Source organism: Erwinia aeris (assembly GCF_041224955.1).
Classification (GTDB): Bacteria; Pseudomonadota; Gammaproteobacteria; order Enterobacterales; family Enterobacteriaceae; genus Erwinia; species Erwinia aeris.
This window is the reverse complement of record NZ_JBGFFX010000002.1, coordinates 223,306-250,204: the sequence shown is the minus strand read 5'-3', so window position 1 is coordinate 250,204 and position 26,899 is coordinate 223,306. Positions and strand designations below refer to the sequence as shown.

The window sequence follows — 26,899 nt, the reverse complement described above, 5'->3', positions numbered from 1 at the left end:
CCCGCCTGAAAAGCATCTCCACTAGAGTTATTTCAGCCCCTTTTATCTGGAGAAAAAGTATGTCCCGACTGCTGCAAACTTGCCTGCTGAGCGCCTCGCTTTTGACCATGGGAACGGCTGTGGCCGAAGAAGTTACCGTGACCGAACTCCAAAAAGGATTAGATCATCCCTGGGGCATCGCCTTCCTGCCGGAGGAGCAGGGATTGCTGATCACCGAACGCGGCGGGCAGCTGCGCCTGTGGCAGCAGGGAAAGGGGCTGTCGGCGCCGCTGACAGGCGTCCCCAAGGTCTGGGCCGAACGACAGGGCGGCCTGCTGGATATCGCGCTGGCGCCTGATTTTGCGCAAAGCCGTCGGGTCTGGCTCAGCTATACGGAAGCAGATAAAGAGGGACGTGCCGGCGCGGTTGTAGGTTATGGCAGGCTGAATACAGCCCATACCGGGCTTGAGAGTTTTCGCGTTGTACTGCGTCAGGAACCGAAACTCTCAGGCGGCGCCAACTTAGGTTCACGGCTGGCTTTTGATGACAAAGGCTATCTCTACATCAGCTTTGGCGATAATTTCCAGGCCGCGACGGCGCAGGATCTTAAAACGCTTACCGGCAAAATTGTGCGGCTGAAAGCGGATGGCAGCGTGCCTGAAGATAATCCATTTGTGCAGCAAAAGGACGCACGGCCTGAAATCTGGACATACGGCATGCGCAATCCGCAGGGGCTGGCGCTGAATCCGACGACGCGGGAAATGTGGGAAAATGAGCACGGCCCGCGCGGCGGCGATGAGATTAATCTTCTGCGTAAGGGAGAAAACTACGGCTGGCCGCTGGCGACCTGGGGCATAGATTATGGCGGCGACAAAGTGCCCGGTTCTCAGGGCGGCGAAGCACCGAATACGGTTCAGCCGCAGCTTTACTGGAAGGTTTCGCCTGCGCTCAGCGGAATGGCGTTTTATCAGGGCGATCGCTTTCCGGCATGGAAAAACTCGCTCTTTATCGGCGCGCTGAAAGACAAAAGTCTTATCCATCTGACCGTGGACGGCGAAAAGGTGACGGAGCAAGCCCGCCTGCTTAAGGATCGCGGCGAGCGCATTCGGGACGTGCGCACCGGCCCTGACGGCTATTTGTACGTATTAACGGATGAAACAGACGGCAAACTGCTGCGCATTGCGCCGAAATAAAACCGGCCGAGGGGCCGGTTTACCAGGGAAAGCGAGGGCAGCCCGCTATTTTATCCAGCGGCACACTTCCCAGCCGCGCTGTAGCGCCAGCTGATAGAGCGGCTCTGCTGGATTAATAACGTGGGCGCGATCGGCACGTTCCAGCAGCGGCAGATCGTTAATGGAATCGCTATAGGCCCAGATTTGCGTAAACCGCGCGTCATCCTCTAGCGCCAGCCAGTCCGTCAGTCTGGCCGTCGCATCCCTGCCGTTATTGCCTACGCTGCAGGGGCGGCCGCTGTAGCGATCGTTGACGATCTCCACGCCGACAGCCAGCGCGCCATCTGCGCCAAGCTGCTGCGCGATAGGCATCGCCAGATGATCGCCGCCTGGCGACATCACCATCACTTTATCGCCACGCTGCTGGTGCCATGCCAGCTTTTCGCGCGCGGCAGGATAGAGGCGAGGCAGGATATCGCGCTGAATAAAGCGCCTGACCCAGCCGGCAACGGTAAGCGTACCCATGCCTGCCAGCGGCGTTAGCGTCGCCTGCATATACTCCTCTGCCGACAGCAGGCCCTCACGATAACGAGCCATTAGCGCTCTTTCCTGCTCTACCAGCACGGCCGGCGCATACCCTTGCGAAACCAGCCAGCGGCACCACAGGCTGGCGCTGTCTTCGCAAATAAGCGTTTCATCAAGATCGAACAGGGCTAAATCCATCATGTTGACTCCACCAAGAGACTGAATTCAGATTAGCGGAGTTTTGTGACGGACTTAACAGCCTGCTGCAAAATCAGACTAACGCCCCTGTGGCGCGGTGAGTTTCTCTAATAAATTTTAAAAAACTTTACTGAATCAAGGTTCTTTTTAGCGGCCATAAACGCTAGCGTAAAAGACCCTTCGCCCGTAAATGCGACAAGCTTTTATTTTTCATAAGGATAGCCAGAAACCGCCATGACCATGATGCGCCTCTCCGCCGGAATTCACGCTGCCACGCTCCCTGTTTTGTTGCTCGTGGCCTCTTTTAGCAGCCGCGCAGCGGAAGCCCCTGTGCCGCCACAGGTTGAGGCCAAAGCCTGGATCCTGATGGACTACTACAGCGGTAAGGTACTAACCGCATCCAATGCGGACGAGCGCCACGATCCGGCCAGCCTGACCAAAATCATGGCCAGCTATGTTATTGGACAGGCGATGAAAGCGGGAAAAATTCACGATGACGATCTGGTCACCATCGGCCAGGATGCCTGGGCTACCGGTAACCCTATACTGAAAGGCTCTTCGCTGATGTTTTTAAAGCCGGGCGATCGCATTCCCGTCGCCGAACTGAACAAAGGCGTGGTGATCCAGTCCGGCAACGATGCCAGCATCGCGCTGGCGGATTACGTGGCGGGAAGCCAGGACGCCTTTGTGGGGCTGATGAACAATTACGTCCAGGCGCTGGGGCTAAAAAACACGCATTTTAAAACCGTGCACGGGCTGGATGCAGACGGCCAGTACAGCACCGCCCGTGATATGGCGCTGCTTGGCCAGGCTTTGATCCGCGACGTGCCGGCGGAATACGCGCTGCATAAAGAGAAAGAATTCACGTTCAATAATATTAAACAGCACAATCGTAACCGTCTGCTGTGGAGCACGAATCTGCAGGTAGACGGCATCAAAACCGGCCATACCGCCGGAGCGGGAAACAACCTGGTCGCTTCAGCGACGCAAGGAGAACAGCGGCTGATCTCCGTGGTGCTGGGCGCAGCAACCGACGCCATACGCTTTCGCGAAAGCGAAAAACTGCTGACGTGGGGTTTCCGTTTTTACGAAACTATCACGCCGATAAAAGCCGACAAACCCTTTGCTTCGCAGCGGGTCTGGTTCGGGGATCGGAAAGAGGTGCGTTTGGGCGTGGCGGAAGATGCAGCGATAACCTTGCCAAAAGATCGGGCAAAGGAGCTGAAAGCGAGCTTTACGCTCAACGAGCCGCAGCTGACGGCGCCGCTAAAGAAAAATCAGATCGTCGGCACCATTGATTTTCAGCTGAACGGTAAAACTATTGAGCAACGTCCGCTGGTGGCGATGGATGAGGTAAAAGAGGGAAGCGTGTTTAGCCGGATGTGGGACTTTGTGCTGATGAAGCTGCAAGGCTGGTTCGGCAAATGGTTAGGCTAAGCGCTTAATATCGACATGCTACGGCGCCATCCGTGGCGCATCCCTGGTCAGAACAGGTCGTAAGCGATAGCCGAAATGGCGATCAGGCCTGTCAGCACCACAAATACGTTGCTGATTTTCCCGCTGTACTGGCGCATCGACGGCACCTTGTTAATCGCGTACATCGGCATCAGGAAAAGCAGCACGGCAATCACAGGCCCGCCCAGCGTTTCAATCATCCCCAGAATGCTGGGGTTTTTGGTTGCTACCAGCCAGGTGGTCAGAAACATAAAGACTGCCGTTATCCGGTTCAGTTTGTTTTCCGCCGGCGGCTGGCGGAAAGTCCTGGCGATCAGGCCGTTAAAGCCTTCGCGCGCGCCCAGATAGTGGCCCAGAAACGATTTGGTGATAGCGACCATCGCGATCAGCGGCGCAAGCCAGCCCATCAGCGGGGTATTAAAATGGTTAGCCAGATAAGAAAGAATAGAGATGTTCTGCTCTTTCGCTTCCGCCAGGTTTTCCGGCGACAGGCTAAGCACACAGCTGAAGACGAAAAACATCACCGTCACTACCATCATCAGATGACTGCGGGCCAGAATGCGCGCGCACTTTTTTGCCGCGTTATCGCCATATTCCTGACGCTTTGCTACCGCAAAAGCCGAAATAATCGGTGAATGATTAAAAGAAAACACCATGACCGGGATAGCCAGCCAGAGCGTCATCCACAGGCCCTTGCTGCTGCCTTCCGCATGATGAAAAATCGTGCTGTTCCAGTGTGGGATCAAAAATAGCGCCAGCGCCATCAGCACCAGGACAAAAGGATAAACCAGCACACTCATGGTTTTAACGATGGTCTCTTTGCCGAAGCGCACGATTGCCATCAAACCTGCAATCAAAATCAGCGACAGCAGCGCTCTGGGCGGCGGCGACAAATGAAGCTGATGGGTGATAAAGCTCTCGACGGTGTTGGTGATAGCCACGCTATAAACCAGCAGGATAGGATAGATAGCAAAGAAATAGAGCAGGGTAAGCAGCGTGCCCGCGCCCGCGCCGAAATGTTCTTCCACCACGCCGGTAATATCCCGATCGCCGCGTCCGGAGAGTACAAAGCGACAGAGACCGCGATGAGCGAAAAAAGTCATAGGAAAAGCGAGAGCCGCCATAATAAGCAGAGGAATCAGCCCGCCGATACCGGCATTGATCGGTAAAAACAGCACGCCAGCGCCGATAGCCGTGCCGTACAGGCCGAGCATCCACGTGGTGTCGCTTTTGCGCCACTCTGTCGACGCGTCCGTTGACGGCAGCGTAGCCGTTTTAGTGGATTCCATTGACAATCTCCCGGTTGAAAATAGTGAGCTAAATAACCTGAACGTAAAGCAGGAAAACGGCGCTCGTCAGCGTAATTAACTACTCTGGCTGAGGCGAGCAACACTCTACCACCAGAAAAAGAAGAAGAAAGGGAAAATTAGAAGGCAGAGATCTCAGATAAAGGGATTACTTTGCGTATTTATAGCGCGATCGTCTGAATGGAAAGGTGAGCACCATAAGAAGTGCTGAGTGGAAGCGGTTACTATAGTCATTAAAACTAAATCTGGCCGCTGCGCGATTGGTTAAATAATGCTCTCTCACGAGCATTTACAGTATTTATGAGTTTTATATAAATAAATCAATAACTTAAAATTAAGATTCAATGCGTAGGGCTAATTTTATTCATTTGCGCAACGGACGAATAAAAAGCGTTTATTATTTCGGCCTGTTGCGCAATATTGTGTCGATAATTTAAGCCGTTGCTTCGGCCTGATTATTACACTTAACCTGGCAAAGTATTATTCACGCACCCAGCCTTTGCGAATAGGGAAAGCAAATAAGAGGCGGTAAAGCGAAGAAATATTATGCAATAAGCGCCGGCCGCAAAAATGCCACGTAACCTGCGCCACCAGGCAGGAAAGCATCCCCAACAGCAGGCCGCCCAGCATATCCATTGGCCAGTGAACGCCCAGGAAGATGCGTGACCAGGCAATTGCCAGGCCGGCCGCCAGCAGCACTACGCCTGACCAGGCGCGATGCCAGCAGAAAAAGGCGATGGCAAAAGTGAAAATAATGGTGCCGTGATTGCTGGGATAGGATTCCGTCGCGTCGTGCGCAAGAAACTGATGGCCCAGTCCGATAACAAAGGGGCGTGGATGAGGATACAGGCTGCCAATCAGCCAGGATACGGTTAAGGCGCAGGCCAAAGCGATAGCGGTTTTCAGGACCAGCCGGCGCTGCGAGCCAACCTGACTTCTCGGCCCCCACAGCCACAGCGCGACAATAAGTACGGGCACAATGGTGATCAGATCGCGAGCCACCAGGGTAGCCAGCGATATCAACCAGGCGGGCGTGTCGGGCGTGGCGTTAATCCAGAGAAACAGCGACCGGTTTAGCGCTTCCAGCATGGTTATTTCCTCATCTCGTTCAGCGGTACCTGACGTACCTGAAAGTAAAAACGGGCCGGTGAGGCCTTAAAGTGTCGCAATCTGCTCAGAGGTTTGCGCGGCGGCCAGCCCGTCACGGCATCCCTGAAGGCAGCCGCATAAGGTAGAAGCGGCCCAATAAAAGTTAAATAGGCTCGCTCTTAATTCCGTTAGCGGTTGTGGTTTCGTTAAGGATTGAGGACAGAAAAAGGGGAACAGGCAGGAAACAGCGGAAAACAAAAAGAAAAAAACCCGTCAATCATAAGATTAACGGGCTCCACAATCTGGGGATTTCAAAGAAAAGCAGTGGCATTAATTATGACTGCGGGCACCAGCAAAAGTTCGCAAACAATCGGAAATTATTTTAGCCACCCATCATTGGCCAGATCAGCACGATTAACGTTCCGGCCAGCGTGAGCAGGACGTTAGCGATAGCGTAAGTTCCCGCATAGCCGAGGGCCGGAATATTGCTGCGGGCCGTGTCGCTGATAATTTCCATGGCTGGCGCGCAGGTGCGAGCGCCCATAATGGCGCCAAACAGCAAGGCGCGGTTCATTTTCAGTACCCAGGCGCCAAAAACAAAGCTGATCACCACCGGCAGCAGGCTGACCGTCAGGCCGGCCGCCAGCATCAGCAGACCGGTATCGCCCATGCCGTGCGAAAGACCGCTGCCCGCGCTTAATCCTACGCCCGCCATAAATACCATCAGGCCAAACTCTTTCACCATCGTTAAGGCGCCCTGCGGGATATAACCAAAGGTCGGATGGTTCGCCCGCAGAAAGCCCAGCATGATCCCGGCGAACAGCAGGCCAGCCGCGTTGCCCACGCTAAAGCTGAAGCGGCTGAACTGAAAGGTGACCATGCCCACCATCAGCCCGATAATAAAGAAGGCGCAAAAGGCCAGCAGATCGGTAACCTGGCTGTGAATAGAGATAAAGCCGATTTTGTCAGCCACCGACTTCACCCGCCGCGCTTCACCGCTGATTTGCAGCACGTCGCCTTTGTTTAAAATAATGCTGTCATCAATAGGCATTTCAATCTGGCTACGGATCACGCGGTTCAGAAAGCAGCCGTGATCCGTCAGCTTGAGCTGGCTGAGCCTTCTGTTCACGGCGTTATTGTTTTTGACCACGATCTCTTCGGTGATGATGCGCATATCCAACAGATCGCGATCGAACACCTCTTTGCCGTTGCGGAAGCTGGGGTCAAGACGGGAATGCGCATCCGGGTAGCCCACTAATGAAATCTCGTCTCCCTGCTGCAGGACGGCATCGCCGTCAGGATTGGCAAGAATGCCGTTGCGGCGGATACGCTCTATATAGCAGCCGGTTTGCCGATAGATGCCCAGCTCGCGCAGGTTCTTACCGTCAATCCAGGCGACCAGCTCCGGCCCTACGCGATAGGCGCGGATCACCGGCAGGTAAACCTTGCGCTGTTCGGCATCCAGGCCACGCTCGCGGGCAATCTGCTGCGCGCTGGTCGGCAGATCCTGGTGCTGAAGCCGGGGAAGATAGCGTGCGCCGAAAATCAGGCTGACCAGCCCGACCAGGTAGGTCAGCGCATAGCCCAGGCTGAGGTTGTTCTGCGCCTGGCTCAGCATCGCACCGCTGGGATAGGTATGGCGCAGCGTGTCGCCAGCCCCCACTAATACCGGCGTGGACGTCATTGAGCCTGCCAGCATACCGGCGGTCAGACCGATATCCCAGCCAAAGAGTTTGCCCAGCCCCAGCGCAATCAGCACCGCGCTGGAAACCATGACCAGCGCCAGCATCAGATAATTTTTGCCGTCGCGGAAGAAAATAGAGAAAAAATTCGGCCCGGCTTCCACACCCACACAAAAAATAAATAACATAAAACCGAGATTAAGGGCGTTGGGATTCATCGTAAAATGCTGCTGGCCAAGCAGAAGAGAAACAACTAAAACGCCAATAGAATTACCCAGTTGGACTGAACCCAGGCGTAATTTACCCAGACAGAGCCCGAGCGCCAGTACGACGAATAATAACAGAATGTCATTTCCACTTAACAAATCTGCGACGTTTATATTCACGGTTTAACTTCTTGTTTACTAGTAACATGTTGAATTAAAGGGTGTTTTACGCTAAATTTATTGCACTGCCATCAGAGCAGCGGCAACATTCAGGAATTTCCGCGAATTACAGCCCAGAGCCAAATAAAACGGTCGTCATTTTAATCGCTTCACGCTTTTTCAGCCAGTAAAAGCCATGGCTTTTGTTTATTTAGAACAGGGAAAATCAGTCCGGCGTCATTCCGGCCAGGTGATAACAACAATTACCGAGAGAAGATCCTATTATGTTTAAGGGTATGTCCTGGACAAGCGTAGCGTTTAGTTTTGTTCTCTACAGCATCGTTTTTCTGGCGGTACGTTACGGTATGGTCATAGAGGGGACGGCCTGGGCACAGGCGAGGCCGGGCCTGTTGATGTTTACTCTGCCGGGCGCTATCGCGGCGCTGACCTCAAAAGAGCACCCGCTGACGATAGCGTTATTGGGCGCTTTACTGGCTACGCCGCTTTGCCTGATTTTTCTGCACTACTATTCGCTGCACTATCACGCACCGTTGCAGGAGCTGGCTTTTGATACCAGCGCGATATTCTGGTGCGGTTCCGGCGCGCTGGCCGTTATGCTCTGCCGCACGCTGTTCTGGCATTCGCACAGCTAAGCGCGGCAGGCAAAAAAAAGAGGGCCGCATGGCGGCCCTCTTTTTTATCATCCCAACAAAAGTCAGGAACAGAAAGTCTTACTGGAACAGGCCCAGGTTTTCTTTGGCGTAGGCTTCAAAATCGGTGCAGCCGCCAATGTGAGTCTGGTCGAGGAAAATCTGCGGTACGGTTTCCACCGGTTTGCCCACGGTTTTTTCCAGATCGGCTTTGGTGATGCCTTCAGCGTGGATATCCACGTAGCGGAAGTTAAAATCTTCACGCTCTTCGGTCAGTTTTTCAGCCAGTTCTTTAGCGCGGACACAATAAGGACAGCCAGGACGTCCAAAAATTACGGCAAACATAGGGTTCTCCTCAAAGGTCAGATTTAGTGTGATGTACATCACAACTTATCATGTAATGGCGCTTATCATGCCCACTTCCGCAGGTGAAAGAAAGAAGGAATTACCTGTCGTTTCGATTCGTTTCATCTATATAGAGATAAACCGGTTACGCTGTATGAACGCTTAACACCCAGAGACGGAGGCGGTATGGGCGGTTTAACCTTCAGTAACATGCCTAAACCAGTGCTGATTGCCGAGGCGCTGGGCGGAATTATCCTGCTGCTCTCTTACTTAGCGCTGCATCAGGTGCTACCCTTGCCTGCATCTTTTTCCGGAGCCTTTGCTGCCACGATCCTGCTTATCGTTGGCCTTATGATGATGCTGCCCGCCGCCATCGTGATGATGTGGCGTACGGCGAAAGCAATGGCGCCGGAGCTGTTTAACTTGTCTGAAAAATCCTCACCAGGAGAGAAGCATGACGCCGACTATTGAGCTACTTTGCTCCCACCGTTCTATCCGATCTTTTACTGATCAACCCATCGGCGAGGCTGAACGAGCAGCGATTATCGCGGCCGCGCAGGCGGCTTCCAGCTCCAGCTTTTTGCAGTGCTCATCCATTATCCGCATCACCGACAAAGCGGTGCGTGAGAAGCTGGTCGAGTTGACCGGCGGACAAAAATATGTTGGCCAGGCCGCCGAGTTTTGGGTTTTTTGCGCCGATTTTAACCGTCATCAGCAGATCTGTCCGGAAGCGCAGCTGGGCCTGGCGGAGCAGCTGCTGCTGGGCTGCGTGGATACCGCGCTGATGGGGCAAAACGCGCTGGTGGCCGCAGAATCGCTGGGGCTGGGCGGCGTTTATATCGGCGGCATCCGTAACAGCATCGCCGAAGTCACCGAGCTGCTGGGTCTGCCGAAGTTCGTGCTGCCGCTGTTTGGGCTGTGCCTGGGCTGGCCTGAGCAGATCCCGCAGTTAAAACCCCGCATGCCGGCCGCTATGCTGGTTCACGAGAATCGCTATCAGCCGATCGACCCGGACACGCTGGCCGCTTATGACGCCCAGCACGAGGCGTATTATCTGACGCGTGAAAGCAACGCGCGGCGTGAAAGCTGGAGCGAACATATCCAGAAAACCATTATCAAAGAAAGTCGTCCGTTTATGCTTGATTACCTGCATAAGCAGGGATGGGCAACCCGTTAAAACCCTTTCGGAGAAATCGGGTGAAAATAGCGATTCTTTCCCGGGACGGCTCGCTCTATTCCTGCAAGCGGCTGCTGGCAGCCGCCCAGCTACGCGGTCACAGCGTTGAAGTTATCGATCCGCTGTCCTGCTATATGAATATCAATCCCGGATCGTCGGCCATTCATTACCAGGGCAGGCAGCTGAGCCATTATGATGCGGTTATCCCGCGTATTGGACCGGCTATCACCTTTTACGGCACGGCCGTTTTGCGGCAGTTTGAGGTTTGCGGCAGCTATCCGCTTAACGAATCGGTCGCTATCACCCGCGCGCGCGACAAGCTGCGTTCTTTGCAGCTGCTTGCCAGGGAAGGCATTCCCATGCCGATTACGGGCTTTGCGCATTCGCCGGACGATACCAGCGATCTGATCGAGATGGTGGGTGGCGCGCCGCTGGTCGTCAAGCTGGTGGAGGGCACGCAGGGCATCGGCGTGGTGCTGGCGGAGACGCGTCAGGCGGCCGAAAGCGTGATTGACGCTTTCCGCGGCCTTAACGCGCATATTCTGGTGCAGGAATTTATCAAGGAAGCCAGAGGCAAGGATATCCGCTGCCTGGTGATCGGCGGCAGGGTAGTGGCGGCTATTGAGCGGCAGGCCAAAGAAGGCGAGTTCCGCTCGAACCTGCATCGCGGCGGCAAAGCGCGCAGGGTGGAGATCACCGACAGCGAGCGCGAGATCGCCGTGCACGCGGCGGCGACGCTGGGTCTGGACGTGGCGGGCGTGGATATTTTACGCGCCGAGCGCGGGCCGCTGGTGATGGAGGTTAATGCTTCACCGGGCCTGGAAGGCATCGAAAAGACCACGGGGAGGGATATCGCCACGCAGATGATCGCCTGGATTGAGCAGCAGGCGAAGCCTGGTTTCTGTCTGAAAACCGGCGGTTGACCTGATATTTACTACACAGTCGTGGTGTTCAGGGGCTTTTTTACGTAAGCTAGGGCGCAATTTTAAGGCAGTAAGAGACCAATTACATGGATTCACTCGTCGTTCCCGATATCGAGCTTTTACGACGTTGGCTGGATCAGCAGAGCATCACCTGGTTTGAGTGCGATTCCTGTCAGGCGCTTCACCTGCCGCATATGCAGAATTTCGACGGGGTGTTTGATGCCAAGCTGGATCTGGTGGACAACGTTATTCTGTTTTCCGCGCTGGCGGAAGTCAAACCCACCGCACTGATCCCGCTGGTGGGCGATCTGTCACAGATCAACGCCAGTTCACTGACGGTGAAAGCTTTCGTTGATATTCAGGATGATAATCTGCCCAAGCTGATTGTCTGCCAGTCGCTTACCATCACGGCTGGCCTGACCTATGGGCAGTTCGTGCATTTTATGAAGCAGAGTGAAGAGCAGATCTCAATGGTAGTGATGGAAGCCTTTGCCAATCATCTGCTGATGATGAGCGAAGAGGAAGATCGCGGCGAAATCATCGCTTCACACTCTATGCTGCACTGATTTTCAGTCACTATTTCAGGGCCTGGCGGCCCTGACGGACGCATATCTCCCTGTTTAAGGCCGCATCCGGCCGTTTCCTTCATTTTTCCCCCGCGCTTTTCCCGCTTTTATGCTGGCTCAGGGCCGTTTTTCCCCTATTTTCTGCGCCGTTTTCCCGCTCCCGGCTCGCTTGCATAGAGTAAAACCAGGCGAATATCGATAAAAGGCGTTTTTTGCGCCCGGCTCTGGTCTGGCCTGCATTGTGGGACTATCCTTGCGAAACTGCATTTTGTGTGCAAGGTCGCAGCAGGTATAGGTTTTTTCTATTTAACAGCGCGGCGGCTAATCCTTACAGTAAGCGAAACGCCGTTGGCCCGCTTTTAGCCGTAATTATCTCTGTTCAGGAGGATGGAAAACATGTTCAACCAGCGTAAAAAATGGTTGTCAGGCTTGGTTGCTGGCATGGTGATGGCGGTTTCAGCTGGCGCCACGGCGGCGGATAAGACGCTGCACGTCTATAACTGGTCCGACTATATTGCGCCCAATACCGTGCCTGATTTTGAGAAGCAGAGCGGCATTAAAGTCGTCTATGACGTGTTCGACTCCAACGAGGTGCTGGAAGGCAAGCTGATGGCCGGCAGCACCGGCTACGATATCGTGGTGCCATCCTCCAGTTTTCTGGCTCGCCAGCTACAGTCCGGCGTGTTTCAGCCGCTGGATAAGAGCAAGCTGCCAAATTATAAAAACCTCGATCCTGATTTGCTGAAAAAGGTTGAGCAGCACGATCCGGGCAACAAATACGCCATTCCCTACCTTTGGGCCACCACCGGCATTGGTTATAACGTCGATAAGGTGAAAGCCGCACTGGGCAAAGATGCGCCGGTTAACAGCTGGGATCTGGTGCTGAAGCCGGAGAATCTGGAAAAACTCAAAAGCTGCGGCGTCTCTTTCCTGGACGCCCCGGAAGAGATTTTTGCTACCGTTCTGAACTACCTGGGCAAAGATCCTAACAGCAGTGATGCCAAAGATTATTCCGGCGCGGCGACCGATCTGCTGCTGAAGCTGCGTCCGAGCATCCGCTACTTCCACTCTTCGCAGTACATTAACGATCTGGCGAACGGCAATACCTGCGTGGCTATCGGCTGGGCGGGCGACGTGCTGCAGGCGAAGAATCGCGCTGCCGCCGCGAAAAACGGCGTGAACATCGCCTATAGCATTCCAAAAGAGGGCGCGCTGGCGTTCTTCGATATGCTGGCCATTCCTAAAGATGCGAAGAACATGGATGAGGCTTATCAGTTCCTGAACTATCTGATGGAGCCAGCCGTGATGGCGAATATCTCCAACAAGATTTTTTACGCCAGCGGCAATAAAGCGTCGGTGCCGTTAGTGGAGGCCAGCGTACGCGACAATCCGGGCATCTATCCCAACGCGGAGACGATGGCTAAATTGTTTGTGCTGAAAGTCCAGGATCCGAAACTCGATCGTGTGCGCACGCGGGCATGGACTAAAGTTAAAAGTGGCAAGTAGCTGAAGCCTCACTGAGTTAGCACAGAGGCGACCCCGCCTCTGTTTTCTTTTTATACGGCATGACCGTTTAAAAGCGCCGGAGTGTAATGGAAGTGAACGACGCGATCCCTCGTCCGCAAAAAAAAGTCAGCAGGGCGGTTACGCCGCTGCTGGAAATTCGCAATCTGACCAAGTCCTTTGACGGACAGCACGCGGTTGACGACGTCAATCTGACAATTTACAAAGGTGAGATCTTCGCGCTGCTGGGCGCTTCCGGCTGCGGCAAATCCACGCTGCTGCGGATGCTGGCCGGGTTTGAAGCGCCTACCTCCGGGCAGATTATGCTGGATGGCCAGGATCTCTCCCACGTGCCGCCCTATCAACGCCCGGTCAATATGATGTTTCAGTCCTATGCGCTTTTTCCGCATATGACGGTAGAGCAAAATATCGCCTTCGGCCTGAAACAGGATCGGCTGCCCAAGGCTGAGATCGCCGAGCGCGTCAGTGAGATGCTGGCGCTGGTGCATATGCAGGAGTATGCAAAGCGCAAGCCGCACCAGCTTTCCGGCGGACAACGGCAGCGCGTGGCGCTGGCCCGCAGCCTGGCTAAACGCCCTAAGCTGCTGCTGCTGGACGAGCCGATGGGCGCGCTGGATAAAAAACTCCGTGACCGGATGCAGCTGGAGGTGGTGGACATTCTGGAGCGCGTTGGCGCGACCTGCGTGATGGTTACTCACGATCAGGAAGAAGCGATGACGATGGCCGGACGTATCGCCATTATGAATCGCGGCAAGTTTGTGCAGATCGGCGAGCCGGAAGAGATCTACGAGCATCCCACGACGCGCTACAGCGCCGAGTTTATCGGTTCAGCAAATATTTTTCAGGGAATGCTGCGCGAGCGCCAGCCAGACGGCCTGATTATCGACAGTCCAGGCCTGATCCATCCGCTGAGGGTTGATTCCGACGCATCCATTGTGGACGGCGTGCCTGTACACGTGGCGCTGCGCCCGGAAAAAGTCATGCTGAGCGATGAAGTGCCCGCCGATGGCTGTAACTTTGCCGTGGGCGAAGTGGTGTATATTGCCTATCTGGGCGATCTCTCCATCTACCATGTGCGCCTGCACAGCGGCCAGATGATCAGTGCGCAGTTGCAGAATGGCTATCGCTTCCGTAAAGGGGCACCGACCTGGGGAGACGAAGTCCGCCTCTGCTGGGATACGGATAGCTGCGTCGTGCTGACGCAATAAGGGGAGGCGTTTATGACTCAAGTTACTGCGTCCAGACGTCCGGCATTGCTGAACAGGCTGCGCTCAAGCCGCAAGCTGGCGATCGCGCTGCCTTATCTCTGGCTGGTCCTGCTGTTTCTGCTGCCGTTTCTGATCGTGCTCAAGATAAGCTTCGCCGATATTGCGCGAGCTATCCCACCCTATACGGACCTGTTCAGCTGGGCGGATGGTCAGCTGACCGCGGTGATCAATTTTGGCAACTATCTGACGCTGACGGACGATCCGCTCTATATCGATGCCTATCTGCATTCGCTTCAGGTGGCGGCAATTTCTACCGTAGCCTGCCTGATTATCGGCTATCCGCTGGCGTGGGCCGTGGCGTACAGTTCGCCTTCTACCCGCAATATCCTGCTGCTGCTGGTGATCCTGCCTTCCTGGACCTCCTTTTTGGTGCGCGTTTATGCCTGGATGGGCATTCTGAACGATAACGGCGTGCTGAACCGTTTTCTGATGTGGAGCGGCATTACCGATCATCCGGTGGCAATCCTTTATACCAATCTCGCGGTCTATATCGGCATTGTCTACTGTTATCTGCCTTTTATGGTGCTGCCTATTTACACGGCGCTTACCCGTATCGACTATTCGCTGGTGGAAGCCTCGCTGGATTTAGGTGCCCGTCCGCTGAAAACGTTCTTTAGCGTGATAGTGCCGCTGACCAAAGGCGGCATTATCGCCGGCTCCATGCTGGTGTTTATTCCGGCAGTCGGCGAATACGTTATCCCGGAACTGCTCGGCGGCCCGGACAGCATCATGATCGGCCGCGTGCTGTGGCAGGAGTTCTTTAACAACCGCGACTGGCCGGTCGCCTCGGCGCTGGCGGTAATTATTCTGCTGATCCTGATCCTGCCTATCATCTGGTTTCATAAGCATCAGAACAAAGAGCTGGGAGAAAAAGCATGAGTGCTTTGCCGACCGTGCGCTCCCCGTGGCGTATTGCAATCCTGATAGTCTGCTTTTTCTTCCTGTACGCGCCGATGGTGCTGCTGGTGGTCTATTCCTTTAACTCATCGCAGCTGGCCGCCTGGGAAAGCTTCTCGCTGCACTGGTACAACGTGCTGTTCCACGATGGCGCGATGATAAGCGCGGTCACGCTGAGTCTGACCATCGCCGCGCTGTCGGCAACGGCCGCGGTGATTTTGGGCACGATGGCGGCGGTAGCGATCGTCCGCTTCGGCCGCTTTAAGGGATCAACCGGCTTCGCCTTTATGCTTACCGCACCGCTGGTGATGCCGGACGTGATCACCGGGCTGTCGCTGCTGCTGCTGTTTGTGGCAATGGGCAATACCTTTGGCTGGCCTGGCGATCGCGGCATGCTCACTATCTGGCTGGCGCACGTTACTTTCTGTACGGCCTATGTAGCGGTAGTGATCAACGCCCGTCTGCGCGAGCTGGACCGCTCTATTGAGGAAGCGGCAATGGATTTAGGTGCCACGCCGCTGAAGGTCTTCTTCGTGATCACCGTACCGATGATCGCGCCCGCGATCGTCACCGGCTGGCTGCTGGCCTTTACGCTGTCGCTGGACGATCTGGTGATTGCCAGCTTCGTTACCGGGCCGGGCGCGACCACGCTGCCAATGCAGATTTTCGCCACCGTGCGGCGCGGCGTTAATCCGGAGATTAACGTGCTGGCGTCGCTGATCCTGTTTGTGGTGGGTATTGTTGGCTTTATTGCCTGGCGGTTTATGGCGCACGAAGAGAAACAGCGCATTCGGGATGCGCAGCGCGCGCAAAAAGGTCACTAACGGCAGGCCGATCAGGGACGATCGGCCTGGCGGCGCCGCCAGCCTGAATGGCGGCGCCGCCAGCCTGAATGGCGGCGCGACTAGCCTAAAATCTTTATCACGCAGGCCTTAAAGATTTTTACCCCGACCGGCAGCGCATCCAGGTCAAAACGCATATCCGGATGGTGCAAACCCGGCGTCAGGCCGGTGCCCAGCCCCCAAAACCCTGCTTTGATTGCCGGACGCTGCACGGGATAGTGGAAGAAATCTTCACTGCCCGGCGTTGAGCGTACCGGCATTAACGCCGCTTCACCCAATACCTCTTTGATCGCTTCCGCCACCAGCGCCGTCATCTCCGCATCGATCTCAGCGGCGGGCATCGCTTTCAGCACTGCAATTTTAGCGGTAGCGCCGTAGGCCGCCGCGCTTTGCGTTATCGCTCGCTCCACCCGACTTTGCAGCTGCGTCATATCCTCGTTTTCCGCCGCGCGCAGGTCAAACACTACGCGGGCCGTGTCGGGAACGGAGTTAGTGACGCCCGCATCGCATAAAAACCGGGTGGCCTTGGCGCTCCAGCTTTTACCCGGCGCCATATGCACGGCGTTAACAGCCTGTACGGCGCTGACCGCGGCATCCAGCGCGTTGATGCCCAAATGCGGCCGCGCGGCGTGAGCGGTTTGCCCACCTATGGTGGCTTCAAAAGTGACGCAGGCGGAATAGTACATGGCGGGGATCGCGGTGCCGACGGCGCACTCCTCCGCCGGACGAAGATGAAAGCCCAGCAGCATATCCACATCCTCGACCGCGCCGCCTGCTACCATTGCCAGCGCGCCGGTGCCCAACTCTTCCGCTGGCTGGAAAATGAGCTTCAGGCGGCCTCGTTTAACTGCGTTCTCTGCTTTTAGCTCCTGCGCGGCGGTCAGCACCACGGAAGAGTGCGCGTCGTGCCCGCAGGTATGGCGCGCGCAGGCCTCGCCGTCGATGATATGCCCCAGCGCGTCCATATCGGCGCGCAGCGCCAGCGTTGGGCCGGGTACGCCGCTGTCGAGCAGGGCGACGATACCGGTTGTGCCGTTGACGTTTTCCGTCACCTGAAACCCGGCAGCTTTCAGCTGCTGACCCAGGTAAGCGGAAGTCTTAAACTCCTCAAATCCCAGCTCCGGGATTTCATGCAGAAAGGCGTAATGTTCCAAAACTTTTAACACGATAAAGCCTCCATTAAGCGATAAAACGCATCACCAGCATGGCGATAACGGCATTCAGAACGCTGGTCAGCATCAGTAGCGGCCAGTGCTTTTTCGGCACGTCGGCCACGCCCAGCAGGCGACCCATATATTGCAGCTGCGATCCCATCAGAAAGATGGCCGGCGCCAGGATGGTAATATCGGCGCCGGTCAGCACGCCTTTCGCCAGTAGGCTTACCGCCACGCCGGTTCCGGCCGACGACGAAAGCCAGGCGGTAAGCAGCACCGTCACGGCTTCGCCCGGTAGCCCAAACAGGCCCATTACGGGCGCAAAGACCTTGCCGATAAAGGCCATCACGCCCAGCAGGTTAAGCATCTCGGCAATCACGTACGCCATAATGACGTTAGGCATTAAATTATGAATAGCGATATGAAACCCTTTGCGCGCGCCAACCACGAACACATCAAAAGGATTATGGGAAACGGCAACGGGCGGATTATTTTTCATGCTGGAAATCCTGCTTATAAACAGTAGCTAACACCAGGCGCACCACGGCAGCGCCAACAAACTTTAATACAAACATCAGCACCAGCGGCACCAGCACCGGGACGGAAAGCGAGACGAACAGCGCCGAGCCAATGGCAAAATAGTTGTTAATCAGCCCCGCGCCGGAGTATTGCCAGGCGGCCATAATCACCACGTCCTTTTTACCTATCTGTTTCTCATCGTGCAGCTCTTTGGTCAGCGCCGCGCCCGCGTCGGTGCTTTGCAAATCGGTGATCAGCGCCAGCCCGCAGCGGCCCGGAATGCCGAGCAGGGGTTTTAACAGCGGCGTCAGCAGCTTATGAGCGGCGCGGATGGCGCCATAGTGGGTGAAGATTTCCAGCAGGCCCAGCGCCAGCATCACCGTCGGCACCAGCGAAAGCGCAAACAGAAAACCGGCTTTAGCGCCCGTGCCGCCCTCACCGAGAAAGGTGGCGCGCGCGGCATCCTTAATGGTGCCGAACTTGCCGCCGAGGGTGGTGAAGTCAAACGCGCCCAGCCATTTTGCCCCTTCCACGTTTAAAAACAGGCCGGAAAAAAAGAGAATAGCCACGATCAGGGCCAGATAAGCGCCAATGCCTGGCGTCCAGTTTTCACGAGCTTTTGCCGATCCAGTCTCCATTTCTGTCTCCCGAGTAGCGATCCGAAAAATCTTATCCAGTGGCAATTGTGCGTAAACTGGACTAAACATAAATTGCTGCCAATTCAACAGGTGAGAAGCAGTTATCGTGCCAGGAAAGAGGATCGAGCAAAGAAAGCCTCGCGCTTTCTTTTTCTCTGGCGCTAACGAAGCGACAGCCGTGGCCGAAAGCACGGCAAACGAGGGCAGGGGAACGCTGCACGGGCATACCTGCACTAAAACGGAGCATGGACGGGAGAAAATGATGTCAGAGGTGCTGAAACAGGAGCCAGCCTGCGAGATCCCCGTCCCGGTGGTGGTGGCGGCAATCGCTATCATTATGACACGCTGCCTGAGCGTCGCGCTGGAAGTGCATGAAATGGGGCTGAATACGCTGCTGAATGTTATCCATCTTGCCGCGCAAAGCTGGAGCGCCACCCTGATATTTATCGCCAGCCAGCTGCTCTTTTTTATTGAGCTACGCTGTGCGCTTGCGCTATTGCATGGCCGCCGCTGGGGACGTCTGGGCTACGGCTGTTCGCAGCTAATAGTGATCGGTTATATGCTGATGGCGTCGGCGGGCTGGATCGGCCCGGAAATATTTTCTTTACACGGCGAGCAGGGGCATCTGCTGCTCTCGCAAAAGCTGCCTGACCTGCTGGTGCTGGGGCTGCTCTTTTTCCCTGCCAGCAGCCGGGAATTTTTTCAGCAGCGCTGATCCCACAGTGGTACAATCCCCGCCCGCTTTTGTTTGACGAGATTTGACATGCACTGCGCCCTTTATGATGCCGATCGCTGCCGCTCCTGCCAGTGGCTGGATCGCCCCTATTCGCAACAGCTGAACCAGAAGCAGTCTGAGCTGCAACAGCTTCTGTCCGCGCAGGCGGTCAGCGAATGGCTGCCGCCGGTCACTTCGGCGCAGCAGGGTTTTCGCAACAAGGCGAAAATGGTGGTCAGCGGCAGCGTGGAGCGCCCGCTGCTCGGCATTGTGCATCGCGACGGGACGCCAGTCGATCTTTGTGGCTGTCCGCTTTATCCCGACAGCTTCGCCGCGGTATTTGCGCAGCTGAAACCCTTTATCGCCCGCGCGGGTCTGACGCCGTATAACGTGGCGCGCAGGCGCGGCGAGCTGAAGTTTATCCTGCTGACGGAAAGCAGCCGCAGCGGCGAGCTGATGCTGCGCTTTGTGCTGCGATCCAAAGAGAAGCTGGCCCAGCTCACTAACGCGCTGCCCGCCCTGCAGGCGCAGCTGCCGCAGCTGAGCGTGATTTCAGCCAATATTCAGCCGGTGCATATGGCGATTCTGGAAGGCGAAGAAGAGATCCCGCTAACGGAAAATCAGGCGCTGGCCGACCAGCTGAACGACGTGCCGCTGTGGATCCGGCCGCAGAGTTTTTTTCAGACCAACCCGGCGGTAGCCGCCTCGCTGTACGCTACGGCAAGAGCATGGGTAAGCGAGCTGGGCGTCAAAAGCATGTGGGATCTGTTCTGCGGCGTAGGCGGCTTCGGCCTGCATTGCGCCACGCCAGAGATGTCGCTGACCGGCATTGAAATCAGCGCGGAGGCCATTGCCTGCGCTAAACGGTCAGCGGAAAAGATGGGGCTGGAGAAAGTCAGCTTCGCCGCGCTGGACTCTACGGCGTTTGCTACCGGCGAAGGCAGCACGCCCGATCTGGTGCTGGTCAATCCGCCGCGTCGCGGTATTGGCGCCGCACTCTGCGAGTATCTGAGCCGCATGGCGCCGCCGTTCATTCTTTATTCCAGCTGCAACGCGCAGACCATGGCTACCGATATCGCCCGCCTGAGCGAATATACCCTTGTTAAAGTGCAGCTGTTCGATATGTTCCCGCATACCGCGCACGGCGAAGTGCTGACGCTGCTACGGCATCTCTGACTCGGCGGGCAGGTCAGCCGCCGGGCCAAGCCAGCGCTGCTTCAGCATGTGCAGCGTACCGTCATCGCTCAGGCTTTGTAGCGCGCCATTCAGCTGCTCCAGCAGCGCCTTATCGCCTTTACGTACCGCGATACCCAGGCCTGCACTGAAATAGCGATTATCCGTAATCGGCTTGCCTACGGCGTCCAGGCCGGGATTGCTTCTCAGGATGGTCTGCATGGAAGGCGTCTCGCCAAAAATGGCGTCGAGCCTGGCGCTGCGGATATCCAGAAGCGCATTCTGATAGTTGTCGTACGCGACAGGAATGATATCCGGCCACGAACTTTGCAGCCAGGCCTGTAAGGTTGTGGCATCGGCGACGCCAACGCGCTTGCCGCGTAGCTCCGCTAAAGAGGCGTAGCGGCCTTTAACCGCAATCACCATGCCGGAACTTTCCAGATAAGGCTGGGTGAAATCCGCCTCTTCCCGGCGCTCTTCGGTAATATCCAGGCCGGAAATCACCGCGTCATAGCGGTTGAATTTTAGCGAAGGCAGCAGGCGGTCAAAATCATTATTGGTAAAGAGACACTGCCGCGCTATTTTTTCGCACAGGGCTTTTGCCAGCTCGATATCAAACCCCACCAGCTGATGCCCGGCATTCAGGTAGACAAAAGGCGGATAGGTCGCCGAAGTGGCAAAGCGAAGCGGGCCGCTGGCCAGCGCGTTGGCAGCAAATGCGACAAGCAGAAAAACGCAAACCTTAAGCATGTCTCCGGCCCTTGCGTGAATATTATCGGGATAGTATGACGGCTGCCGCCGCGGCGTTATGCGCGGATTAACTGACGGTTAAGCGCTGTTATTTGGCGAATGCCGACGACCGATGCCGTCGGCATGGTTTAGCTACGGCGCTCGAAAGCCAGCGCTCGTCGTTCTATCAGGCGCATCATCAGCGTCAGCAGGCCGTTAACGCACAGGTAAATGACGCCCGCTGCGGCAAAAACCGTCACGTCGTAGGTACGCCCGTAAAGCTGCTGTCCCTGGCCCATCACTTCCATTAGCGTAATGGTATAAGCCAGCGAGGTGCTCTTAAATACCAGTACCACCTCGTTGGAATAAGAGGAAAGCGCGCGTTTAAACGCGTAGGGCAGCAGAATACGCAGCGTATCTTTACGGTTCATCCCCAGCGCGGCACAGGATTGCCACTGACCGGCAGGAATAGCTCTGACCGCGCCGTAAAACAGCTGGGTGGTATAGGCCGCGCTGTTAAGCGAAAGCGCGAGCAGGGCGCAAAGCCATGGCTGCGACAGCCCGTTCCATAGCCACGGGATCGCCTGAATGGAAGGAAACTGTCCCGGCCCATAGTAAATCAAAAAGATCTGCACCAGCAGCGGCGTGCCGGTAAACAGCGTAATATAACCGCGCACGACCTGGCTTAGTACCGGGATCTTCAGCGACAGGATCACCGTGAACAGCAACGCCAGCAGCAGCGCCAGCAGCAGCGAGGCTACCGTCAGCGTCAGGCTGGTATGCAGCCCTTTCAGCAGCTCGGGTAAATAGCTCAGCATCCGTTATTCCCCTGCTCAAAACGGGTGGTACGCGCTTCGATACGCTTTAAAACCTGTTGGCTGAGCAGCGTGATAATTAAATAAATCGCCGCCGCCACCATGTACCAGGTAAAAGGTTCCTGCGTGCGTGAGGCGATGCTTTTGGTTTGCAGCATAATATCGTTGACGCTGATCAGCGATACCAGCGCCGTATCCTTCAGCAGCACCAGCCACTGGTTGCCCAGGCCCGGCAGCGCGTGACGCCACATTTGCGGCAGGATCAGACGGAAGAATATCGCCGGCGTTTTCATGCCCAGCGCCTGGCCCGACTCCCACTGTCCCTGAGGCACCGCCTTCAGCGCGCCGCGCAGCGTCTGTGAAGCGTAAGAAGAATAAAGGATCGACAGCGCGATAACGCCGCAGAGAAACGGGCTGACGTCGAAATTTTCAATCGTCATCTGTACCGGCAATGAAGCGAAGCCCAGATGCAGCGTAAAGCCGTCGGAAAGCGTCAGTAACAGCTGCGAGGCGCCAAAATAGACGAACAGCACCACCAGAATTTCCGGCAGCCCGCGAAACAGCGTCACCAGCGCGGTGCCGAGCCAGGCCACCGGCCGCCAGCGGGCGGACTCCCAGACGGCGAAAATCATCGCCAGAATCAGGCCTGCGGCCAGCGCAGAAACGGCAAGGCCGACGGTCATCCCGGCGGCGCTTGCAAGAGGATAAAATTCGTTCATTCCGTTATTGCTGGAACCATTTGCTGTAGATGGTTTTATAGGTGCCGTCGGCTTTCACTTTATCCAGCGCGGCGTTGAATTTGCCCTGAAGCTGGGTGTTGCCCTGGCGCAGGGCGATACCCAGTCCGGTGCCGAAGTAGTCTTTGTCGGTGACTTTCTCGCCAACCGCGGCCAGCGAGGCGTTCTGCTTCAGCCACTCGTTAACCACCGCCGTGTCGCCGAATACGGCATCAATACGGCCGTTTTTCAGATCCAGAATGGCGTTCTGATAGCTGTCGTAAGGCACGGTTTTCACCTCCGTCAGTTTCTCGGTCAGGTATTTCTGGTGCGTGGTGCCGTTCTGCACGCCGACGCGTTTGCCTTTCAGCGCGGCTACGTCAGCAACTTTGCCTTTCTGCGCGATAAATAAAGCGGAATTATCGTAATAGGCTTTGGTAAACAGCACCTGTTTTTCACGCTCGGGCGTAATATCCATTCCGGCCATCACCGCGTCGAAGCGACGGAACTTCAGGCTTGGGATCAGGCTGTCGAAGGCCTGATTGGTAAAGGTGCAGGTCGCGTCCATCTCTTTACACAGCGCGTTCGCTAAATCGACATCAAAACCCTGAATTTTGTTGTCGGAATCGACAAATTCAAAAGGAGGATAGGAGGCTTCAGTAGCAAAACGGATGGTCTGCGCGGCGCTGGCGCTCAGGCTTACACCGGCTAACAGCGCGGCAAGTACGATTTTTTTCATCATTATGTCCTGCATCAGTGCGAAAGATAATTGGCAAACGCTTCGGTTTGCGGCTGTGTAAAGCGGCTGGCGTCACCCTGTTCCACGATATAACCATTCTCCATATAGACGACGCGGCTGGCCGTTTTGCGCGCCACTTCGACCTCATGGGTAACGATCACCTGGGTGATATTGGTTTCAGAGAGTTCCTGAATAATCGCCACGATCTGCGCCGTGATTTCCGGATCCAGCGCCGCCGTTGGTTCATCAAACAGCAGCACGGCCGGTTCCATCATTAATGCGCGGGCGATAGCAACACGCTGCTGCTGTCCGCCGGACAGGTGCAGAGGAAAACGGTCGGCGAATTTGGTCAGGCGCAGGCGTTCCAGCAGTTTTTCGGCACGAGCCAGCGCCCGATCCTTGCTTAATCCCAGCACGCGGCAGGGCGCTTCGATCAGGTTCTGCATCACCGTCAGGTGCGGCCAGAGATTGTACTGCTGGAACACCATGCCAACGTTTTGACGCAGCTCGCGGATAGCCGCGTCGCCCGGCGCTTTGCTGAAGTCGAAATGGTGACCGGCGATCCCCAGCGTGCCGGAGCGCGGCATTTCCAGCAGGTTCAGCACGCGCAGCAGCGAGCTCTTGCCGGCGCCGCTTGGGCCGAGCAGCACCAGCGTTTCGCCTTCCGGGCAGGTTAGCTGAATATCAAAAAGCGCCTGATGGGCGCCATAAAAGCAGTTTACAGCGTTTAGTTGAATACTCATGCGCAAAAAGTGAATAGCGATTAGTTCTGCGAATCTTAACGTTGACGGCATAGTTATGCAATCAGCGCGGCGAAAAATTCGCTTATGCAGGCAAGTTAACTACAAGGCTAGCACAAAATGAGGGAGGCTGGATGAAAATGCAGCAGGGGAAAGAGGCGCACCGCTCGTCGGCGGTGCGCGGAAAACACTATCGCAGCAGGCGCTGGCTGAGGGAGCCGCCTTCAATATGCGGCGCGGGGCCAAGATAGCGCACGTCGTCCACCGCCCAGCAGGTGCCCTCATGGATCATCAGCACTTCATCCTGCCAGCTTTGCGGCTTGTCACCGTCGCGGCTGAGCTTAACCCGCAGCGGAATATTGCGCGCGTCGTGGTTAGGGATTGACGATGAATCCGCTACGCTCGCCGAGGTGGCGCCCGCCGCCTGGCTTGAGAAGATATCCCCGCGCAGGGTCGCTTCTTTTTGCGGATCGCTATCGGCCTTCAGCAGCGTCTGATAGAGCCTGTCGCTGAGGTAAGGACGATATTTAGCCAGCTGGGTGGCGTTCGGCAGGCCCTGAGCAGGCTGCTCAAGGCGCAGATCGTAAAACGCCTGGGCAACAGAATCCGGGCCGCCTTCGACGCAGGGAGAGGTGCGGCTGCCATTATCCTTAAAGACGGGTTGTACCGTGGTACAGGCGCTGAGCAGCAGCGCCAGCGGAGCCAGAGCGGCAAGCTGTAACTTCATCTTGATTTCCTTATGGTTTCTGGATGGCGTTTTTTAGCATAAAGTATAGCTGGTCTGCCTGGCCATAAGAGCTAAAACCCTGGATTGAAGTTAAGGAGAAAATCATGCAATTTTCCACTACCCCAACGCTGGAAGGCCAGCCCATAACGGAATACTGCGGCGTCGTGACCGGCGAAGCGATACTGGGCGCCAATATCTTCCGCGATTTCTTTGCCGGCATTCGCGATATCGTCGGCGGCCGTTCCGGCGCATATGAGAAAGAGTTACGCAAAGCGCGCCAGATAGCCTTTGCCGAACTGGAAGAGCAGGCGAAGGCCATGGGCGCGGACGCCGTGGTCGGGATTGATATCGATTACGAAACCGTTGGCAAAGACAGCAGTATGCTGATGGTCAGCGTCAGCGGCACCGCGGTTAAAACACGCCGTTGATGCGCCTGCTGACGGCGCTGGCGGCGGCCATCGTACTGAGCGCCTGTACATCCGGTCTGGAAAAACAGAATGGCTACGTAGTGGATACGCGCCACGCCGCTTACGGGGCTCGTCCGCGTATTAAGGTGCTGGTTATTCACTATACCGCTGAGGATTTTCCCCGCTCGCTGGCTACGCTGACCGACCGGGAAGTCAGCGTGCACTATCTTATTCCGGCCAAACCCTTCCAGCATGGAAAGCAACCGGTGGTGCTGCGGCTTGTGCCGGAATCCGAGCTGGCGTGGCACGCGGGCATCAGTTTCTGGCGCGGCGCGACGCGGCTCAATGATACCTCGCTCGGTATCGAACTGGAAAATCCGGGCTATCGCCGCACGCCGCAAGGGCGAGCCTGGTATCCTTTTTCCCGCGAGCAGATGGCCGCGCTGATGCCGCTGGCGCGGGATATCACCCGGCGCTACGGTATTCGCCCGCAGGATGTCGTCGGACACAGCGATATCGCGCCGCAGCGCAAGCAGGATCCCGGCCCGCTGTTCCCGTGGCGCTGGCTTTATCAACAGGGCATTGGCGCGTGGCCGGACGAGGCTCGCGTAAGCTATTACCTGGCGGGAAGAGCGCCTGGCCAGCTGACGGACAGCGGGCATCTGCTGTCGCTGCTGGCGCGCTACGGCTATGAATCGACGCCTGATATGTCGGCCACGCAGCAACAGCGGGTGATTGCCGCTTTTCAGATGCATTTCCGGCCCGCTGACTATTCAGGCGTGGCGGACGCGGAAAGCGAGGCTATCGCCGAGGCGCTGTTAGAAAAGTATGGCGGTTAGTCCGGCTGGCTGGCCAGAAACGCTTTCCATTCCGCGACCACTTTTTCCAGCGCCGGACGATCGACATCCAGATGCGTGACCAAACGCGTCACCGCGCCGGTATGCAGAACGATGCCTTTGCCACGCATCCAGGCTTTAAGCGGCTCAGCCTGATGTGCCGGCAGACGCACAAACACCATATTGGTGTTCTGACTGGAAACCTGCACGCCAGCGGCCTTTAGCTGCGCAGCCAGCCAGGCGGCGTTATCGTGATCGTCCTGGAGCCGCGTGACGTTGTGCTCCAGCGCGTAAAGCCCGGCCGCCGCCAGAATGCCCGACTGCCGCATGGCGCCGCCGGTCATTTTGCGCCAGCGCTTCGCGCGCTCGATATAGTCTTTGCTGCCGCACAGCAGCGAGCCGACCGGCGTACCCAGACCTTTCGACAAACAGATTGTCAGCGTATCGCAATACTGCGTAAGATCGCGCAGCGTGACGCCCAGCGCCACGGCCGCATTGAAAATGCGCGCGCCGTCCACATGCAGCGCCAGCTTATGGCTGCGCGTGAATGCCCAGGCTTCCTGCAAATAGGCCAGCGGCAGCACTTTACCGTTATGGGTGTTTTCCAGGCTCAGCAGCCGGGTCATTGCAAAATGAAAATCATCCGGCTTGATAAACTGTTCGACCACGTCCAGCGGCAGCGTACCGTCTTTTGCTGCAAGGATCGGCTGCGGCTGAATACTGCCCAGCACCGCCGCGCCGCCAGCTTCATATTTGTAGTTATGCGCCAGCTGGCCGACGATATATTCTTCGCCGCGCTGGCAGTGGCAGAGCAGCGCCACCAGGTTGGCCTGGGTGCCGGTCGGCAGAAAAAGCGCGGCCTCTTTCCCGCTGAGTGCGGCCGCTTTGGCCTCCAGCGCGTTAACCGTAGGGTCGTCGCCATAAACATCGTCGCCGGTTTCCGCCGCCATCATTGCGGACAACATCGCGGCGGAAGGGCGGGTTACCGTATCACTGCGTAAGTCGATCACCGTTGCGCTCCTTAAAG

At 56.4% G+C, this 26,899-nt stretch carries 30 protein-coding genes; 15 read left to right on the top strand and 15 right to left on the bottom strand.

All coding sequences use genetic code 11. From position 1 onward, the window contains the following. Positions 1-59: 59 nt before the first annotated feature. Positions 60-1,172 (top strand): PQQ-dependent sugar dehydrogenase, encoded by a 1,113-nt coding sequence (locus AB6T85_RS04820; protein WP_301251245.1) that lies wholly within the window; start codon positions 60-62, stop codon positions 1,170-1,172. A 45-nt stretch (positions 1,173-1,217) separates the two neighbouring features. Here AB6T85_RS04820 and AB6T85_RS04815 read toward each other — a convergent pair whose 3' ends face one another. Further along, positions 1,218-1,874, bottom strand: a complete 657-nt coding sequence (locus tag AB6T85_RS04815) for an HAD family hydrolase (protein WP_369895046.1) — start codon at positions 1,872-1,874, stop codon at positions 1,218-1,220. 234 nt (positions 1,875-2,108) lie between these two features. On the opposite strand from AB6T85_RS04815, the gene AB6T85_RS04810 reads away from it, so the two are divergent. Beyond that, a complete protein-coding gene (locus AB6T85_RS04810; protein WP_369894921.1) occupies positions 2,109-3,311 on the top strand; it encodes a serine hydrolase in 1,203 nt (400 codons plus the stop codon). Between the two features lie 47 nt (positions 3,312-3,358). Here the strand turns inward: AB6T85_RS04810 and AB6T85_RS04805 are convergent, their stop codons facing one another. From AB6T85_RS04805 to AB6T85_RS04795, 3 genes are all read right to left on the bottom strand, one after another. Beyond that, positions 3,359-4,618, bottom strand: a complete 1,260-nt coding sequence (locus tag AB6T85_RS04805; protein WP_301251244.1) for an HAAAP family serine/threonine permease — start codon at positions 4,616-4,618, stop codon at positions 3,359-3,361. A 498-nt stretch (positions 4,619-5,116) separates the two neighbouring features. Then, a complete protein-coding gene (ybjG, locus tag AB6T85_RS04800) occupies positions 5,117-5,722 on the bottom strand; it encodes an undecaprenyl-diphosphate phosphatase (protein WP_253461051.1) in 606 nt (201 codons plus the stop codon). Between the two features lie 385 nt (positions 5,723-6,107). Next, a complete protein-coding gene (locus AB6T85_RS04795) occupies positions 6,108-7,793 on the bottom strand; it encodes an aspartate:alanine antiporter (protein ID WP_253454756.1) in 1,686 nt (561 codons plus the stop codon). A gap of 263 nt (positions 7,794-8,056) precedes the next feature. On the opposite strand from AB6T85_RS04795, the gene ybjM reads away from it, so the two are divergent. Beyond that, positions 8,057-8,425, top strand: coding sequence for an inner membrane protein YbjM (ybjM, locus tag AB6T85_RS04790; protein WP_253454755.1), 369 nt, complete (start codon positions 8,057-8,059; stop codon positions 8,423-8,425). Positions 8,426-8,503: 78 nt separating this feature from the next. Here the strand turns inward: ybjM and AB6T85_RS04785 are convergent, their stop codons facing one another. Continuing rightward, a complete protein-coding gene (locus AB6T85_RS04785) occupies positions 8,504-8,767 on the bottom strand; it encodes a GrxA family glutaredoxin (RefSeq protein WP_125288765.1) in 264 nt (87 codons plus the stop codon). A gap of 186 nt (positions 8,768-8,953) precedes the next feature. Here AB6T85_RS04785 and AB6T85_RS04780 point away from each other — a divergent pair, with 186 nt between their 5' ends. The 8 genes from AB6T85_RS04780 to potI all read left to right on the top strand — a co-directional run bounded on the left by AB6T85_RS04780 (position 8,954) and on the right by potI (position 15,946). Next, on the top strand, positions 8,954-9,238 hold the full coding sequence (locus tag AB6T85_RS04780; RefSeq protein WP_301251242.1) for a DUF1418 family protein: 285 nt from the start codon (positions 8,954-8,956) through the stop codon (positions 9,236-9,238). Beyond that, positions 9,222-9,944, top strand: coding sequence for an oxygen-insensitive NADPH nitroreductase (gene nfsA, locus AB6T85_RS04775; protein ID WP_253454753.1), 723 nt, complete (start codon positions 9,222-9,224; stop codon positions 9,942-9,944). Before AB6T85_RS04780 ends, nfsA begins: the two co-directional genes overlap by 17 nt. Positions 9,945-9,964: 20 nt before the next feature. Beyond that, positions 9,965-10,867, top strand: a complete 903-nt coding sequence (rimK, locus tag AB6T85_RS04770) for a 30S ribosomal protein S6--L-glutamate ligase (RefSeq protein WP_253454752.1) — start codon at positions 9,965-9,967, stop codon at positions 10,865-10,867. An 86-nt stretch (positions 10,868-10,953) separates the two neighbouring features. Further along, positions 10,954-11,433 (top strand): YbjN domain-containing protein, encoded by a 480-nt coding sequence (locus tag AB6T85_RS04765; protein ID WP_253454751.1) that lies wholly within the window; start codon positions 10,954-10,956, stop codon positions 11,431-11,433. 396 nt (positions 11,434-11,829) lie between these two features. After that, positions 11,830-12,939 (top strand): spermidine/putrescine ABC transporter substrate-binding protein PotF, encoded by a 1,110-nt coding sequence (gene potF, locus AB6T85_RS04760; protein ID WP_253454750.1) that lies wholly within the window; start codon positions 11,830-11,832, stop codon positions 12,937-12,939. Between the two features lie 92 nt (positions 12,940-13,031). Then, positions 13,032-14,165 (top strand): putrescine ABC transporter ATP-binding subunit PotG, encoded by a 1,134-nt coding sequence (gene potG, locus AB6T85_RS04755; RefSeq protein ID WP_369895045.1) that lies wholly within the window; start codon positions 13,032-13,034, stop codon positions 14,163-14,165. A gap of 12 nt (positions 14,166-14,177) precedes the next feature. Beyond that, positions 14,178-15,104: a putrescine ABC transporter permease PotH gene (gene potH, locus AB6T85_RS04750; RefSeq protein WP_367652763.1), complete on the top strand. Its 927-nt coding sequence runs from the start codon at positions 14,178-14,180 to the stop codon at positions 15,102-15,104. Continuing rightward, entirely contained in the window at positions 15,101-15,946 is an 846-nt protein-coding gene (gene potI, locus AB6T85_RS04745; RefSeq protein WP_369894918.1) for a putrescine ABC transporter permease PotI, read from the top strand. The genes potH and potI overlap by 4 nt, the downstream gene beginning before the upstream one ends. 80 nt (positions 15,947-16,026) lie before the next feature. Here potI and AB6T85_RS04740 read toward each other — a convergent pair whose 3' ends face one another. Genes AB6T85_RS04740 through AB6T85_RS04730 form a run of 3 tightly spaced genes read right to left on the bottom strand, consistent with a single transcriptional unit; the run spans position 16,027 to position 18,275 of the window. Next, the gene (locus tag AB6T85_RS04740) at positions 16,027-17,130 is read right to left on the bottom strand and encodes a M20 peptidase aminoacylase family protein (protein WP_369894916.1); all 1,104 of its coding nucleotides are present in this window, start codon (positions 17,128-17,130) and stop codon (positions 16,027-16,029) included. Positions 17,131-17,143: 13 nt separating this feature from the next. Next, positions 17,144-17,617 carry a YjiG family protein gene (locus AB6T85_RS04735; protein ID WP_253454747.1) on the bottom strand — a complete coding sequence of 158 codons (474 nt, stop codon included), beginning with the start codon at positions 17,615-17,617 and terminating at the stop codon, positions 17,144-17,146. Further along, positions 17,607-18,275, bottom strand: a complete 669-nt coding sequence (locus tag AB6T85_RS04730) for a nucleoside recognition domain-containing protein (protein ID WP_301251239.1) — start codon at positions 18,273-18,275, stop codon at positions 17,607-17,609. Before AB6T85_RS04730 ends, AB6T85_RS04735 begins: the two co-directional genes overlap by 11 nt. 262 nt (positions 18,276-18,537) lie before the next feature. Here AB6T85_RS04730 and AB6T85_RS04725 point away from each other — a divergent pair, with 262 nt between their 5' ends. Then, entirely contained in the window at positions 18,538-18,990 is a 453-nt protein-coding gene (locus tag AB6T85_RS04725; RefSeq protein ID WP_301251309.1) for a YbjO family protein, read from the top strand. A gap of 48 nt (positions 18,991-19,038) precedes the next feature. Beyond that, positions 19,039-20,166 carry a 23S rRNA (uracil(747)-C(5))-methyltransferase RlmC gene (gene rlmC, locus AB6T85_RS04720; RefSeq protein WP_369894913.1) on the top strand — a complete coding sequence of 376 codons (1,128 nt, stop codon included), beginning with the start codon at positions 19,039-19,041 and terminating at the stop codon, positions 20,164-20,166. Here rlmC and AB6T85_RS04715 read toward each other — a convergent pair. From AB6T85_RS04715 to AB6T85_RS04690, 6 genes are all read right to left on the bottom strand, one after another. Continuing rightward, complete coding sequence (locus AB6T85_RS04715) at positions 20,152-20,913, bottom strand: transporter substrate-binding domain-containing protein (RefSeq protein WP_301251236.1); 762 nt, start codon at positions 20,911-20,913, stop codon at positions 20,152-20,154. The genes rlmC and AB6T85_RS04715 overlap by 15 nt on opposite strands. A 128-nt stretch (positions 20,914-21,041) precedes the next feature. Next, a complete protein-coding gene (artM, locus tag AB6T85_RS04710; RefSeq protein ID WP_253454743.1) occupies positions 21,042-21,710 on the bottom strand; it encodes an arginine ABC transporter permease ArtM in 669 nt (222 codons plus the stop codon). Next, positions 21,704-22,426: an arginine ABC transporter permease ArtQ gene (artQ, locus tag AB6T85_RS04705; RefSeq protein WP_125288751.1), complete on the bottom strand. Its 723-nt coding sequence runs from the start codon at positions 22,424-22,426 to the stop codon at positions 21,704-21,706. The genes artM and artQ overlap by 7 nt, the downstream gene beginning before the upstream one ends. A 4-nt stretch (positions 22,427-22,430) precedes the next feature. After that, complete coding sequence (gene artJ, locus AB6T85_RS04700) at positions 22,431-23,162, bottom strand: arginine ABC transporter substrate-binding protein (RefSeq protein ID WP_125288750.1); 732 nt, start codon at positions 23,160-23,162, stop codon at positions 22,431-22,433. Positions 23,163-23,176: 14 nt separating this feature from the next. Beyond that, on the bottom strand, positions 23,177-23,905 hold the full coding sequence (gene artP, locus AB6T85_RS04695) for an arginine ABC transporter ATP-binding protein ArtP (RefSeq protein ID WP_253454740.1): 729 nt from the start codon (positions 23,903-23,905) through the stop codon (positions 23,177-23,179). A 187-nt stretch (positions 23,906-24,092) separates the two neighbouring features. Then, positions 24,093-24,629, bottom strand: a complete 537-nt coding sequence (locus tag AB6T85_RS04690; protein ID WP_253454739.1) for a lipoprotein — start codon at positions 24,627-24,629, stop codon at positions 24,093-24,095. 104 nt (positions 24,630-24,733) lie between these two features. Between AB6T85_RS04690 and AB6T85_RS04685 the strand changes: the two genes are divergently transcribed. Both AB6T85_RS04685 and AB6T85_RS04680 read left to right on the top strand, forming a co-directional pair. Further along, entirely contained in the window at positions 24,734-25,057 is a 324-nt protein-coding gene (locus AB6T85_RS04685; RefSeq protein WP_125288747.1) for a heavy metal-binding domain-containing protein, read from the top strand. Beyond that, positions 25,057-25,875 carry an N-acetylmuramoyl-L-alanine amidase gene (locus tag AB6T85_RS04680; RefSeq protein WP_301251233.1) on the top strand — a complete coding sequence of 273 codons (819 nt, stop codon included), beginning with the start codon at positions 25,057-25,059 and terminating at the stop codon, positions 25,873-25,875. The genes AB6T85_RS04685 and AB6T85_RS04680 overlap by 1 nt, the downstream gene beginning before the upstream one ends. Here AB6T85_RS04680 and ltaE read toward each other — a convergent pair. Beyond that, on the bottom strand, positions 25,872-26,882 hold the full coding sequence (gene ltaE / locus AB6T85_RS04675; protein ID WP_253454736.1) for a low-specificity L-threonine aldolase: 1,011 nt from the start codon (positions 26,880-26,882) through the stop codon (positions 25,872-25,874). The two genes, AB6T85_RS04680 and ltaE, sit on opposite strands and share 4 nt — an antisense overlap. Between the last annotated feature and the right edge of the window lie 17 nt (positions 26,883-26,899).